Genomic DNA, 12,980 nt, shown 5'->3' with positions numbered 1-12,980 from the left:
ATGCAAAGCCCGCAGGCGGTTACAATCGCGCCCACATGAATACCCCGCACACCAGCCGCCCGTGGCGGCCCACCCCGCTGATTACTGCCACCCTGATCCTGCATCCGGGCGCACTTGCCGCATGGCTGATCTGGCCACAGAGCTGGCCCTGGGCACTGGCTGCCGTCGTTGCCAGCCATATCGCGCTGACCGCAGCCGGCCTGTGGCCCCGCAGCCGGCTGCTCGGCCCCAACATCACCCGCCTGCCCGAAGCGGCGATTGCCCGCGGCGAGATCGCGCTCACTATCGACGACGGCCCTGAACCGACGGTCACCCCGGCGGTGCTCGAGCTGCTCGAACGCCACGGGGCGCGCGCCAGTTTCTTCTGCATCGGCGAGCGCGCCGCAGCCTACCCCGACCTGATTGCCGAGATCGTGCGTCGTGGCCACGCGGTGGAGAACCACTCGCACCGCCACCGTCACCATTTCTCGCTGTTCGGCCCGAAGCGCATCCGTCACGATCTGAGCGAGGCTCAGGCGCAGCTCACCGCGCTGGCCGGCAGCCCGCCACGGTTCTTCCGCGCCCCGGCCGGCCTGCGCAACCCGTTTCTGGAGCCGGTGCTGGCCGCACTCGGACTGCAGCTCGCGAGCTGGACGCGGCGCGGGTTCGACACCCGTGAAGCGCAGCCGCACAAGGTGCTCGCCCGCCTCACCCGCGATCTCGCCGCCGGCGACATCCTGCTGCTGCACGACGGCCACTGCGCACGCACACCCGAACGGCGGGCGGTCATCCTGGAGGTGCTGCCGCCCCTGCTCGACACCATCCTCGCGGCCAATCTCCGCCCCGTCACCCTTCGCCAAGCCCTGCAATGAGTTCGTCCTTCCGCAAACGTCTGCTTGACGCCGCCACTGCCCCCTACCGCCAGGCCGGCCACTTCGCCTGGCACTTTGCCCGCGGCAAGCTCGGCCGCGACCCGGTGTTCTTCAGCCTGCTGGCCAGTGGCGCCTTCCCGCAGCAGGCGCGCATCGTCGACCTCGGCTGCGGCCAGGGACTGCTGTCGAACTGGCTCACGGCGGCGGCCCGCCTGCACGCCGCGGGCGACTGGCCTGCGGACTGGCCTGTCGCACCGCAGCTCCAGGCCTATCGCGGCATCGAACTCATGCCCAGAGACGTCGAGCGCGCCCGCCCCGCGCTGCCGCCGGGCGCGGTGGTGGAACAGGGCGACATCCGCGACGTGGCGCTTGGCGACGTCAACGTGGTGGTGATCCTCGACTCCCTGCACTACATCGAAACCACTGCGCAGAACGCGGTACTGGAGCGGGTGCGCGACGCGCTGACGCCGGAGGGCACGCTGATCATGCGTGTCGGCGACGCCGCAGCCGGACTGCCCTTCCTGCTGTGCACCTGGGTGGATCAGCTGGTCACCCGCGTACGCGGCCACCGCCTCCCGACCCTTTACTGCCGCCCCGCGGCAGCGTGGCAGGCGCAGCTCGAACAGCTCGGCTTCAGCGTCACACCGCAGGCAATGGATGCCGGCACGCCGTTTGCCAATACCCTGCTGCTCGCCCGGCGCAGAGCCTGATACCGGCCGGTTTGTTAGAATCCGTTCATATTCCACCGGATACGCGCGTTGAAACCTCTGCTCATCTCCCGCCATACCGCCACCAGCTGCATCGGCACCGGGCTGGACGCTACCCGCGCAGCGCTGGCTGAAGGCCGGAGCGGCCTGCGCCACTGCGATTTCGAGACCATCACGCTCGACACCTGGATTGGTCGCGTACCGGACCTGGAAGCTGTGGTGATGTCGCCGGCGCTGGCCGACTACGACTGCCGCAACAATCGCCTGGCCCTGCTCGGGCTGATGCAGGACGGGTTCATCGACGCCGCGATCGACGCGGTGAGCCGGTATGGCGCGAAGCGGGTTGCCGTGCTGCTCGGCACCAGCACCTCCGGCATTCTCGAAACCGAACTGGCGTACCGGCGACGCGACCCGGTCAGCGGCGCGCTGCCGCCAGCATTCCACTACCGCGGCAGCCACAACATCTTCTCGGTTGCCGAGTTCGTGCGCCACGCCATCGGCGCCGGCGGTCCGGCCTGGGTGATCTCCACTGCGTGCTCATCGAGCGCAAAGGTCTTCGCCAGCGCCTCCCGCCTGCTCGAGCTCGGCCTGGTCGACGCGGCCATTGTCGGCGGCGTCGATTCGCTGTGTCTGACCACGCTCTACGGTTTCAATTCGCTCGAACTGGTCGCGCCCGAGCCCTGCCGCCCCTTCGACCCCGCACGCAGCGGGATCTCGATTGGCGAGGCCGCCGCCTTCGCCCTGCTCGAACGTGCGCCGGCCCACCCTGCAGAGGACGCGATCCTGCTCAGCGGCTACGGTGAATCCAGCGACGCCCACCACATGTCATCGCCTCACCCCGACGGTCTGGGTGCGCGCATGGCCATGGAGCAGGCACTCGCGCGCGCCGGGCTGGCGGCTGCCGACATCGACTACATCAATCTGCACGGCACCGGCACGCCAAGCAACGACAGCGCCGAGGGGGCCGCCGTGCGCCAGCTGTTCGGCAACGCAACGCCGGCCAGCTCGACCAAGGGCGCCACCGGCCATACGCTGGGCGCCGCGGGCGGGCTGGAAGCCGTGTTCTGTGCGCTGGCGCTGAGCGACGGGCTGATCCCCGGCAGCCCCGGCACCCACAGCCTGGACCCGGCCATCGACATTGCCTACCGGCAGGTGCCACAGCACGCGCCGCTGCGCCACGTACTGTCGAACTCGCTCGGTTTCGGCGGGACCAACTGCAGCCTCATCCTGTCGCGAGCAGGTGGGAAGACATCATGAACGCCAAGCCACTCTCGGCAACGATCCGCAGCGTCGGCCTCATCGGCCCCGGTTTCGACAACTGGCCCGAGGCCCGCGCCGTGCTTGCAGGCGACGTGCCGTGGTCACCTGTCGCCACCCGCATCCCGAGCCCCGGCGTGCTGCCACCCGCCGAACGCCGCCGCGTCGGCGCCGTGGTAAAGCTGGCGCTGTGCGCAGGCGTCGAGGCCGTGGATGCGGCAGGTGCCGATGCGTCACGGCTGGCGACGGTGTTCGCCTCTGCCGGCGGTGACGGTGCGAACTGCCATGCGATCTGCGAGGCACTGGCCAGCGACGACCGGCGGATTTCACCGACCCGCTTCCACAACTCGGTAAACAACGCCGCCTCCGGCTACTGGGGGATCGCCACCGGCGCAATGGCGACCTCGACCATCATTTCGTCCTACGACGGCAGCCTCGCCGCCGGGCTGATCGAGGCCCTCGCCCTTGCGCATGAACTCACCCAGCCCGTGCTGCTGCTGGTGTACGACCACCCTTACCCGGAGCCGCTGGCAGCAGCGCGCCAGGTCAGCGACGCCTTCGCCATGGCCTTGCTGCTCGACCCCAGGGGCAACGACGCTCCCCGCCTGCAGCTCGGCGAGCTTTGCGACGCCGCGGCCGACACCCTGCCCGACGCCGCAATGGACGCGGTACGCAGCGGCATCCCCGCCGCCCGTGGCCTGCCTCTGCTCGCGCTGCTGGCGCAGGGGCGCAGCGGCAAGGTGGTGATCGACTATCTCGACGACCTGCGCCTCGAACTGAGCCTGACAGCGTGAGCACCGCCCTGCCCGACCGCGACTGGATCGCCGCCCACATTCCGCACCACGGCAGGATGTGCCTGCTCGACGCCGTCGAGGCCTGGGATGCGGAACACATCCGCTGCACCAGTCTCAGCCACCGAGCCCCCGACAACCCGCTGCGCAGGGGCGACCGCCTTGGCGCGCTCAACGCCATCGAGTATGCCGCGCAGGCCATGGCAGTGCATGGCGCACTGCTGGCGGATGCGGCACAGGCAGCAACGGCCCCCGCCCCCGGCTTTCTGGGCAGCGCGCGCGGGGTAAGCTGCATGGTCGATCGCCTCGACGACATCGAAGGCGCGCTGACGATCAGCGCCGAACGCCTGTCGGCCGACGCGCGCACCCTGCTGTACGCCTTCACTGTCTCCGCCGCCGAACGCCGGCTGGTGCAGGGGCGTGTCGCCGTGGTGCTCGGCCACGCACCCTCTCCTTCCTGACTCCGGATACCCGATCATGACCCTTCGCGCACTCGTCAGTGGCGGCAGCGGCGGCATCGGCCGCGCGATCTGCCAGCGCCTCGCAGCCGACGGCTACGCCGTGCTCGTTCATGCCAACCGCCGGCTTGACGCCGCCGAGGACGTTGCCGCCGCCATCCGCAGTGCGGGCGGACACGCCCAGGCCGTCGCCTTCGATCTCACCGATGCCGCAGCCACAACGACGGCGATCGGGATGCTGCTTGCCGAAGGGCCGATCCAGGTCGTGATCAACAATGCCGGCATCCATGACGATGCGGTGTTTCCCGGCATGTCGGCGCAGCAATGGCATCGCGTCATCGACGTCAGCCTCAACGGTTTCTTCAACCTCACCCAGCCACTGACGATGCCGATGATCCGCACCCGCTGGGGACGCATCATCAACATCACCTCGATCGCCGGGCTCACCGGCAATCGCGGCCAGGTCAATTACGCCGCGGCCAAGGGGGCGCTGCACGCCGCCACCAAGTCGCTCGCGCTGGAACTGGCCAGCCGCGGCATCACCGTCAACGCGGTGGCCCCCGGCATCATCGACACCGCGATGAGCGAAGCCGCCTTCGATGCCGAGGCCATCGGCCGCCTGGTGCCGATGAAACGCGCAGGACGGGTCGAAGAGGTGGCCGATCTGGTCGGATTTCTTGCCTCGAAACAGGCCGGCTACATCACCGGCCAGGTCATTTCGATCAACGGTGGCATGATCTGAACCTCCCATGAGCACCGCCGCCACTGCAATGAACGCCGCCGGCGTGCACAAGACCGAAGCACTGCTGTTCTTCACCCTGATGCAGCTGGCGGTCATCATCCTGGTGGCGCGTGCGGGGGGCGAAATTGCGCTGCGCCTGGGGCAATCCTCCGTGGTCGGCGAAATCGTCACCGGCATCCTGCTCGGCCCTTCGCTGTTCGGCTGGCTCGCGCCCGGTTTGTTCGACATCGTGTTTCGCAGCGCGCCCCCCGAGCCGATGCAGATCCTGTCCCAGATCGGTCTGCTGCTGCTGATGTTCCAGATCGGGCTCGAGTTCGATTTCAGCCACCTCACCGAGCGCAAGCACCGCCACACGGTGGCATGGGTCGCCAGCGCCGGGCTGACGCTGCCCTTTGCCCTCGGTTTCGCCCTCGGCTGGCTGGCCACGCCGCTGCAACCCGCGGGCGCCGACCCTCTGGTGTCCGGGCTGTTCGTGGCCACCGCCTTCTCGATCACCGCGCTGCCCATTCTTGGTCGCATCATGATCGAGTTCCAGCTCACCCGCAGCCCGCTCGGGGTGATCGCGATCAGCGCAGCCGCGATCAACGACGTGGTGGGCTGGCTGCTGCTGGCACTGGTCTCCACCCTCGCTGCCGCCCAGCTCGATGCGCTCGACTTCCTGACCCGCATCGTGCTGGTATTCGTCTTCTTCGGCCTGAGCTGGTTCGTCGTGCGCCCGCTGGTCAAGCGTCTGGTGCATCGTGCCCGCCCCGGTCGCGGCCGGCTGCCGCCCAATCTGATGGGGTTCCTGCTGGCGCTGATCTTTGGCGCCGGCATGTGCACCTATCAGCTGGGCATCTTTGCCATCTTCGGCGGCTTTCTGATGGGCGTGATCCTGCACGACGAACACGGCCTGCGCGAGGCCTGGAACACGCGTGTCGGGCATTTCGTAAGCGTCTTCTTCCTGCCGGTCTTCTTCACCTATACCGGTCTGCGCACCGATATTGGCAGTCTCGACAGCCTTGCCGACTGGGGCTGGTGTGCGCTGGTGATCGCACTCGCCACGCTCGGAAAGTTCGGCGGATCCTACCTTGCGGCCCGCCGTTGCGGACTAGTTCACGGCGAGGCGGGCATTCTTGGGATCATGATGAATACCCGGGCGCTGATGGAGCTGGTCGTCATCAACGTCGGCTACGATCTCGGCGTGATCTCGCAGACCATGTTCACCATGCTGGTGATCATGGCCATCTTCAGCACCATCCTGACCACCCCGTGCCTTCGCATCTGGCTCCCGGCGATTGGTCATCCACTGCCGCCGAGGGTGCGCGAATGAGCATGTCCGGGCTGTACCCGCCGTTTCACCGCCGCATCCTTATGTGCTACCTTGACCCGCTTATCTCGAGGGCCTTCAGCAGCCCTTCCGCCAAATGAATCTGAAGCCCCGCTTCCTGATCCTCGCCGCAGCCATCATCCTGATCGCCTCCTGTGCGAGCTGGTTTGCATTTCAGCGGATTGCCGAAGGCATCATCGAGCAATGGGGTGTGCGTCTGGTCGAAACCCAGGTGCGTTACGACTCCGCCCGGCTCCTGCAGCCGCTGATCCGGGAAATCGCGCTTTCCCGGCAGATGGCGCACTCGCAACTCATCCGGCGTTGGGCGAAGGAGCCCGACAATCCTGCCTACATGCAGGAAGCGATCGCGGAAATGGAGACCTTCCGCCGCAACTTCCAGGACGGCAGCTATTTTGCCGCGCTGCGCGCCTCGGGTGCCTACTATCACAACAACGCCCAGAACGACTACGCCGGTCGGCAACTGCGCTATCACCTGAGCCCCACGACGCCATCGGACAGCTGGTTTTACGAGATCATCCGTCAGGGCCGCGAATTCCATCTCAACGTCAACAAGGACGAATTCCTCGGGATGACCAAGCTCTGGGTTGACGTCCTGATCCGCGAAGGCGACGAGACCCTTGGCGTGGTCGGCACCGGACTCGACCTCGACCGCTTCATCCGCGACATCGTCCAGCTTGCCCAACCCGGTATCACCACCCTGTTCGTCGACCACAACGGCGCGATCCAGCTGCATCGCGACCTGCGCTATATCGACTACGCCAGCATCGTCAAAACCGACGGCGAAAAAATCACCATCGATCGCCTGCTCAGCGACGGGCAGGATCGCACCTTCATCCGCGCCGCGATGCGCGAGCTTGCCGGGGCTGGTCCGGAGCGCGAACACGACACCCGGGTGATCAGCCGTTTCGTCAGTTACGAGGGCAAGCGCTACCTCGCGGGCGTGGCCTATCTACCGGAGCTCGACTGGTACGAAGTCACCATGCTCGACCTCGATGTGTTGATGCCGCTACAAAGCTTCACCAGCGTGCTGCTCATCTTTGCCGCAACGCTGGTGGTGGCGCTGCTGCTGTTCAACTATATCCTCAGCCGCTGGGTGCTGAACCCGGTGGCAAACCTCGAGAACGCCATGCTGCGGGTTCGGGACGGCGATCTCAATCCGCTCACGGTGCCGCCCGCAAAAGGCGAGATCGGTCGTCTCTCCGGGCATTTCAGCGCAATGGCCGAATCCGTGCGCAGCCACACGCAGGAACTTGAGCATCGTGTTGCCGCGCGCACCGAAGAGCTGCACCTGCTGGCCAGTGTGGACCCCCTGACCGGGCTGCTGAACCGCCGTGGCTTTACCGAGCGCATCAATGCCGAGGTCAAGCGCGCCGAACGCGAGCAAAGCCGCTTCGGCCTGATCTGGATCGACATCGACGAGTTCAAGGAGATCAACGACTTCCTCGGACACTCGGCCGGGGACGAGGCGCTGTGTTCAGTCGGGAGCCTGATCAACGCCAGCATCCGCCCCTACGACTGCGCGGCGCGCTGGGGCGGGGACGAGTTCCTGATCCTGCTCGCACCTTGCGATCACGACACCCTTGCATGCCTGGGCGAGCGCATCCGCAACAGCATCGAAACCGGCATTCAGCTCGCCGATGAAACCTCGATCACGGTCAGCGTCGGCGCCTGTCTCGCCGGGCGTGGCGACGCGATGGAGCGCGTCCTGCAGCGTGCCGACAAGGCGCTCTATGCCGCCAAGGCCGAAGGCAGAAACCGGATAAGGATTGCGGACGACCCCGAGGCGAGGGCCGAACCCGCGTAAGCGCACAGCCGGCGCGCTGACACCGGCCGGGGAGTTCAGCCGCGCACGCGACGCCAGAGCAGCACGGGCAGGCGCAGGATGAAGCCGAGCAGCAGCCTGCAGTGCATCCAGGTCAGCAAGGTGTTGTCACGCAGGTAATTGAAGTGCGACACCCCGCCCGCGTCCGCGTTGAAGTACTTCACCGGCGCATCGATGTTGATCGGCTTCACGCCGCGCCAGGCCAGACGCACGACCGCCTCCGGGTCGAAATCGAAGCGCCGCATCCAGCGCTGCCCCTGCATCAGCGCGCGCAGCGGCGCCACCGGATAGACGCGAAAGCCGTAAAGCGAATCGCCGATGCCCACCCACAGGGTTTCCAGGTTGGCCCAGGCGTTCGAGATCTTGCGCCCACGCACGCGCAAAAGCGGCGCGCTGGCATCGAACACCGGACGCCCGAGGACCATGCACTCGGGTGCGCCCGCGGACACGGCCATGAAGCGCGGGATCAGGGCGGCAGGATGCTGGCCGTCGGAGTCCATGGTAAGCACATGGGTGATGCCCTGCCGCGCCGCCTCGTCCAGGCCGTACAGCACGGCAGCCCCCTTGCCGCCATTCTCCGGCAGCACGAACACCTTCAGCCCCTCGTCCTCCGCGGCCATCGCCTGCAGCCGCACGTCGGTGCCATCGGTACTGCCGTCCACCACCACCCACACCGGCGCCCACTGCGCGCGCGCCTCGCGCACGGTGTCGAACACCTTGGGGCCGGGGTTGTAGCTCGGAATCAATACCGCATGGGTGGAGGAGGACGTCATGGGCGAGGCCGGATCAGAGTGTGCGCGCCGCGCTCGGGCGCTCGGTGGCGAACTGCGGCGGCACGAAACGTGCGCGCGCAAGCTCCTCGGCGAAGTAAGCCTCGAGTTCGCCACAGAACGCCGTGGCATTCGCAGGTGGATCGAAACGCCGGCCAAGCCGCACGCGGTAGTGAATCGGCATCGGCGGGCGCCGGAACAAGGGCCAGCCCTTGGACAGATAGTCCGAGTCGGTCTCGATGATGATGGTCTGAACCGGCACCTTCGCACGTCGCGCGATCAGCGCCACACTGGGCGTGATCTCGTTGACCGGTGCGCGCACCGTGCGCGTCCCCTCGGGAAACATCAGCAACTGGCCGCCCGCGGACAGCGCCTCGCAGGAGGCATACACCATCTGCAAGGGCCGGCCGTTCGGGATGTAGCGCGCGAGCCGCGCGCCACCGCCGAGAAAGACGTTCTTCATCAGGGATGCCTTCATGATGCAGGCCACATTGGGCAGGCGTGCGATCACCATCACCGCATCGAGCAGGCAGGGGTGGTTCGGCGCCAGAATCATCGGCCCCTGATCCTTCAGCGCATCCAGTTCGCTGATGTCGAAGCGGCAGGCGCCGAGCGCCCCGAGCAGGAACAGGTAGATGCGGAACACGCCGGTGATCGCGCGCCGCCCCAGCCGGCTCGCCGCGCCGTCGGGCATGAAGGGATGCAGGATGGCGGCCACCAGCGACCATCCCAGACACAGCACGCCAAGCGCGAACAGCCCGAAATAGAGACAGAAATACTCATAGAGTGCCGGAAACCGGCGGGGGCTTGATGCACTCACGGCGTGGCTCAGTCTTCCACCACGACTTTGCGCGAGGACTCACCGATCACCCAGGCAATGGCCACGCCGGCGGCCCAGGCGTGATCGCGCTGAACCAGCGGGCTGTCGGCAAAAGCGGCGCCGCGCAGGGTGTCGTAGCGCAGGAAGCTGCCCACCCAGAAACGGTCGAATCGCTTCGACAGCGCAGTGATGAACTGGGCGCCCGAGTAGCCGCCCGAGGCCTCGTAAGCCGGCCGGTCGGGCAGCGCGAACTCCGGCTTCACATCGTAGAAGTAACGGTGCTGACGGGCGTTGGCGTAGATCGGCCCGGCCATCATGCCGAGGTTCCAGCCAGAGTCGCCGAAGGGGTCGATGTCGAGGTTGATGAAGGGGGTGAAGGTCACGCCCACATGCTTGACCGGGCCCTTCACGGTATAGGCGGCACGCACCGGCAGGCGCAGGTCGATGCGCGCATTGTGCCAGTCGGTGCGCCACAGGTTGAACTCGAGCGAGGGCCCGATTTCCACCGTCGGCTTGAGGTCGGGCATGCCACGGCGGGCGCTGTTGCCGTCGCTGTCCACCGGGAGCGAGGCCGACATGCTCAGATTGAGCTGTACCCGGTCACTGTCGAAGAAGATGCTGCGAATGCCGTCACGGTCGGCCTTGAAGAACTCGCCCCGATACACGAAATACGGCACTGCGAGACCGTGCACCCGCTGCCGGTCGGAGCCCCGGTAGTCGGGAAAGGACACCGCCCCCACGCCCAGCCCCAGCTCCCACAACGGCTTTTCCTCGCCGGCATGCGCCGGCAGGGCCGCCCCTGCGGCAAGCAGCGCGCCTAATGCAAACGATGAAAGTGCGTTCGGTTTCATGAACGAGCTCCTTGAGTCGGGTGGCCACCGCTGGCTTCGATTTCGACGAGCAGGTCGGTGCGACAGATATCCGCCTGAACGTAGCACACCTGTGTTTCATCCCCGATCACGTGCCGCACCTCGGCGCGGATGGTCTCAAGATCCGCAGGGTCGCGCACGTAGCCCAGGCACGCCAGATCCTCCCGCGCCGGGCTCAGCAGCGGGGCGACCCGCGCCGCCTCGGCCAGCACGGTATCGATATTCACCAGCGTCTCGCGCGTCTGCGCCGCCACATCGCCATGGTGCAGGGTCTGATGGCCAACGATACTCGCCGTGCCCGAAATGAACAGCACATCCTGCACCATGCTGCTGCTGACCGCCGCGCGCGAGAAGGTCGGGCTGCGCGGGCCATAGGTCTCGGGGTAATGATAGGCGCTGACCTGACGCGGGTTTTCGACCGCAAGCAGGGCGCGCCGCACGGCAAAGAAGCCGATCTCGAGCGCGCCGTGACGCACCCCGAGCGCGCTCGCCGCAGGCACCCGTCCGGTCAGCGCGCGGCCGCAGGCGGCAAAGGCATCCTGCCTGCCGATGTTGAACTTGCGATAGCGCTCGACCCCGCTCTCGATCTCGTTGATCCGCGGCAGGTAGTTCCACACCCGCAGCAAGCCGGGAAAGCCGGCGTGCGCCAGCGCGGCAAAGACCTCGCGGTAGGCGAACTCGGCGGCCTGCTGCAAGGCGCTCGCCGATGGCGTATCGACGAACGCCGACTCATCGACCGAGATCACGCCATACATCAGTTCATCGTCGTGACGATAGGCCACCTGTCCGTGGCGGCCGGCGACAAGGGCATGATCGGACAGCCACACGGCCCGCCACGGGTTTGCCGGCACCAGGGTGGGCGAACAGACGCGCAGACACGGAAACGCCTCGCCCGCCGCACAGTCCTCGCCAAAACGGATCTCGCCAAAGACGCGTGCGGGATCGATTGCGGAGGGCAGCGGTGCATCGACATCCAGCGGCGACAGCAACTGCAACTTCGAACCGCCGCTCATCCGCGCACCGCCATCTCGCCGTCCTCCACCGGCAGGATGTCGCGCTTGCGCTTGCGCCCGGCCGCGAGCGTGCGCGGCAGGTGGCGCAGGGCCGACAGGTAATAGACCGTCTTGAACGCCAGCAGTGAGGGCCAGATCGGCGTCTTGCCGTAGATGTCACCGGCGAGCAGCGAGAGCAGCGCTTCCTTCATGCGCAGCAGGTTGCGCGGGCCCATGAACAGGTCACGCATGGTCGGACTGGTCATGCGGTAAATGAACCACGAGAAGGCCTTCGGTCCATGACGGACGAGCTTGTCGAAACGCGCCATGGCCGCCTTGCTGCGCTCGGGCTGGCGCAGGCAGGTGTCGACCGCGTCGGCGCCGAAGAAGGCGCCCTGCATGGCCAGCATCACGCCCGAAGAGAACACCGGGTCGATGAAGGCATAGGCATCGCCAAGCAGAATGTAGTGCGGCCCGTGCGTGTGATCGGTGGTGTAGGAGAAGTTGCCGGTCGCCTCCGTCGGCGAAATCCGGCTCGCGCCCTGCATGCGTTCGACCAGGGCCGGCGACAGCGCGATCGTGTCGGCGAGGAAGTCGTCCAGCGAGCGGCCGGCGCGCTGCTTCATGTAGTAAGGCCAGGTGACCGCACCGATGCTGGTTGCACCGTCGGCCAGCGGGATCACCCAGAACCAGCCGTGCTCGAACCAGTAGATGGAGATGTTCCCCGCGGCGTCGCCGTCGTGACGCCGGACACCGGCGAAGTGCGCGTAGATCGCCGAGCTGTTGTGCAGCGGGTTGCGATGCTTGGCGCGCATGCGATTGGCGATGAAGGTGTCGCGGCCGGAGGCGTCGATCACGAAGCGCGCCGACCAGCGCTCGCGACGACCGTCTTCGTGCTCCGCACTGACAGTGGCGCCGTCCGCATGAAAACTGAGGTCCTTCACCCGGCAGCCCTCGATCACCGCGGCGCCCTTGGCCGCCGCGTTGCGGATCAGGATGTGGTCGAACTCGGCACGACGCACCTGATAGGCATAGGGCATGGATTTGTCCCATGCCTCACCGAAATTGAAACGCTGTTGCTCGGCATGCTGGGGCGACACAAACTCGGCCGAGTACTTCCGGATCCCGATCGCGCGCATCTCGTCGGCCACGCCGAGTTTCTCGAACAGGGGCAGATTGGCCGGGAGCAGGGACTCGCCGATATGGAAACGCGGGTGGTGCGCTTTCTCGAGAACGGTGACACGATGCCCTTTACCGGCCAGCAGCGCCGCCGCGGTCGAGCCCGCCGGCCCGCCGCCGATGACGAGCACATCACACGCCCGCGCGGAGGACGGAAGTTCATTTGTATTCACGACAGAATCACCATCTGGTATGGAGTTGCGGGCGCCGCGCGGATGTGCGGAAGGTCGACGCACCGGCTTCAAGCTGCGGACTATACCGTAGCCGTATCCTCAGCGGAATTGCGCAAGCTCAAACAGCCGTGCGAATCAGCCGGTAGCGCCCTGCCCGGACCCCATTGCATTTGCATGCACGGCGATGCCGGATCGCGCGCCGGCAAAGTTCATCACCTT

At 66.8% G+C, this 12,980-nt stretch carries 13 protein-coding genes; 8 read left to right on the top strand and 5 right to left on the bottom strand.

Annotated elements, in window-relative coordinates; translation table 11 throughout:
* Positions 1–35 precede the first annotated feature (35 nt).
* From AC22G6_RS15705 to AC22G6_RS15670, 8 genes are all read left to right on the top strand, one after another.
* Positions 36–851, top strand: coding sequence for a polysaccharide deacetylase family protein (locus AC22G6_RS15705; RefSeq protein WP_487367528.1), 816 nt, complete (start codon positions 36–38; stop codon positions 849–851).
* On the top strand, positions 848–1,561 hold the full coding sequence (locus tag AC22G6_RS15700) for a class I SAM-dependent methyltransferase (protein ID WP_487367527.1): 714 nt from the start codon (positions 848–850) through the stop codon (positions 1,559–1,561). The genes AC22G6_RS15705 and AC22G6_RS15700 overlap by 4 nt, the downstream gene beginning before the upstream one ends.
* A 48-nt stretch (positions 1,562–1,609) precedes the next feature.
* Positions 1,610–2,815 carry a beta-ketoacyl-[acyl-carrier-protein] synthase family protein gene (locus tag AC22G6_RS15695; RefSeq protein ID WP_487367526.1) on the top strand — a complete coding sequence of 402 codons (1,206 nt, stop codon included), beginning with the start codon at positions 1,610–1,612 and terminating at the stop codon, positions 2,813–2,815.
* The gene (locus AC22G6_RS15690) at positions 2,812–3,609 is read left to right on the top strand and encodes a beta-ketoacyl synthase chain length factor (protein ID WP_487367525.1); all 798 of its coding nucleotides are present in this window, start codon (positions 2,812–2,814) and stop codon (positions 3,607–3,609) included. Before AC22G6_RS15695 ends, AC22G6_RS15690 begins: the two co-directional genes overlap by 4 nt.
* Entirely contained in the window at positions 3,606–4,067 is a 462-nt protein-coding gene (locus AC22G6_RS15685) for a hotdog family protein (RefSeq protein WP_487367524.1), read from the top strand. Before AC22G6_RS15690 ends, AC22G6_RS15685 begins: the two co-directional genes overlap by 4 nt.
* A gap of 16 nt (positions 4,068–4,083) precedes the next feature.
* Complete coding sequence (gene fabG, locus AC22G6_RS15680; protein ID WP_487367523.1) at positions 4,084–4,806, top strand: 3-oxoacyl-ACP reductase FabG; 723 nt, start codon at positions 4,084–4,086, stop codon at positions 4,804–4,806.
* Positions 4,807–4,813: 7 nt separating this feature from the next.
* Complete coding sequence (locus tag AC22G6_RS15675) at positions 4,814–6,118, top strand: cation:proton antiporter (protein WP_487367522.1); 1,305 nt, start codon at positions 4,814–4,816, stop codon at positions 6,116–6,118.
* Positions 6,119–6,212: 94 nt separating this feature from the next.
* Positions 6,213–7,940, top strand: a complete 1,728-nt coding sequence (locus AC22G6_RS15670) for a GGDEF domain-containing protein (RefSeq protein WP_487367521.1) — start codon at positions 6,213–6,215, stop codon at positions 7,938–7,940.
* 35 nt (positions 7,941–7,975) lie between these two features.
* Here the strand turns inward: AC22G6_RS15670 and AC22G6_RS15665 are convergent, their stop codons facing one another.
* The 5 genes from AC22G6_RS15665 to AC22G6_RS15645 are packed head-to-tail and all read right to left on the bottom strand — an operon-like array spanning position 7,976 to position 12,761.
* Positions 7,976–8,731, bottom strand: coding sequence for a glycosyltransferase family 2 protein (locus AC22G6_RS15665; protein WP_487367520.1), 756 nt, complete (start codon positions 8,729–8,731; stop codon positions 7,976–7,978).
* Positions 8,732–8,744: 13 nt separating this feature from the next.
* Positions 8,745–9,548, bottom strand: a complete 804-nt coding sequence (locus AC22G6_RS15660; protein ID WP_487367519.1) for a lysophospholipid acyltransferase family protein — start codon at positions 9,546–9,548, stop codon at positions 8,745–8,747.
* A gap of 8 nt (positions 9,549–9,556) precedes the next feature.
* Complete coding sequence (locus AC22G6_RS15655) at positions 9,557–10,399, bottom strand: MipA/OmpV family protein (RefSeq protein ID WP_487367518.1); 843 nt, start codon at positions 10,397–10,399, stop codon at positions 9,557–9,559.
* The gene (locus AC22G6_RS15650) at positions 10,396–11,430 is read right to left on the bottom strand and encodes a chorismate transformation FkbO/Hyg5 family protein (RefSeq protein WP_487367517.1); all 1,035 of its coding nucleotides are present in this window, start codon (positions 11,428–11,430) and stop codon (positions 10,396–10,398) included. The genes AC22G6_RS15655 and AC22G6_RS15650 overlap by 4 nt, the downstream gene beginning before the upstream one ends.
* Positions 11,427–12,761 (bottom strand): NAD(P)/FAD-dependent oxidoreductase, encoded by a 1,335-nt coding sequence (locus AC22G6_RS15645; protein ID WP_487367516.1) that lies wholly within the window; start codon positions 12,759–12,761, stop codon positions 11,427–11,429. The genes AC22G6_RS15650 and AC22G6_RS15645 overlap by 4 nt, the downstream gene beginning before the upstream one ends.
* Between the last annotated feature and the right edge of the window lie 219 nt (positions 12,762–12,980).

The sequence above is a fragment of the Parazoarcus sp. PS-13 R2A genome (genome assembly GCF_057621855.1).
This window is presented reverse-complemented; position numbering and strand designations above follow the sequence as displayed.

What these genes read in the sequence shown, in the direction of transcription:
- AC22G6_RS15705 (WP_487367528.1), top strand. Translation starts at nt 36, where the DNA reads ATGAATACCCCGCACACCAGCCGCCCGTGGCGGCCCACCCCGCTGATT.
- AC22G6_RS15700 (WP_487367527.1), top strand. Translation starts at nt 848, where the DNA reads ATGAGTTCGTCCTTCCGCAAACGTCTGCTTGACGCCGCCACTGCCCCC.
- AC22G6_RS15690 (WP_487367525.1), top strand. Translation starts at nt 2,812, where the DNA reads ATGAACGCCAAGCCACTCTCGGCAACGATCCGCAGCGTCGGCCTCATC.
- fabG (WP_487367523.1), top strand. Translation starts at nt 4,084, where the DNA reads ATGACCCTTCGCGCACTCGTCAGTGGCGGCAGCGGCGGCATCGGCCGC.
- AC22G6_RS15675 (WP_487367522.1), top strand. Translation starts at nt 4,814, where the DNA reads ATGAGCACCGCCGCCACTGCAATGAACGCCGCCGGCGTGCACAAGACC.
- AC22G6_RS15670 (WP_487367521.1), top strand. Translation starts at nt 6,213, where the DNA reads ATGAATCTGAAGCCCCGCTTCCTGATCCTCGCCGCAGCCATCATCCTG.
- AC22G6_RS15665 (WP_487367520.1), bottom strand. Translation starts at nt 8,731, where the DNA reads ATGACGTCCTCCTCCACCCATGCGGTATTGATTCCGAGCTACAACCCC.
- AC22G6_RS15655 (WP_487367518.1), bottom strand. Translation starts at nt 10,399, where the DNA reads ATGAAACCGAACGCACTTTCATCGTTTGCATTAGGCGCGCTGCTTGCC.
- AC22G6_RS15650 (WP_487367517.1), bottom strand. Translation starts at nt 11,430, where the DNA reads ATGAGCGGCGGTTCGAAGTTGCAGTTGCTGTCGCCGCTGGATGTCGAT.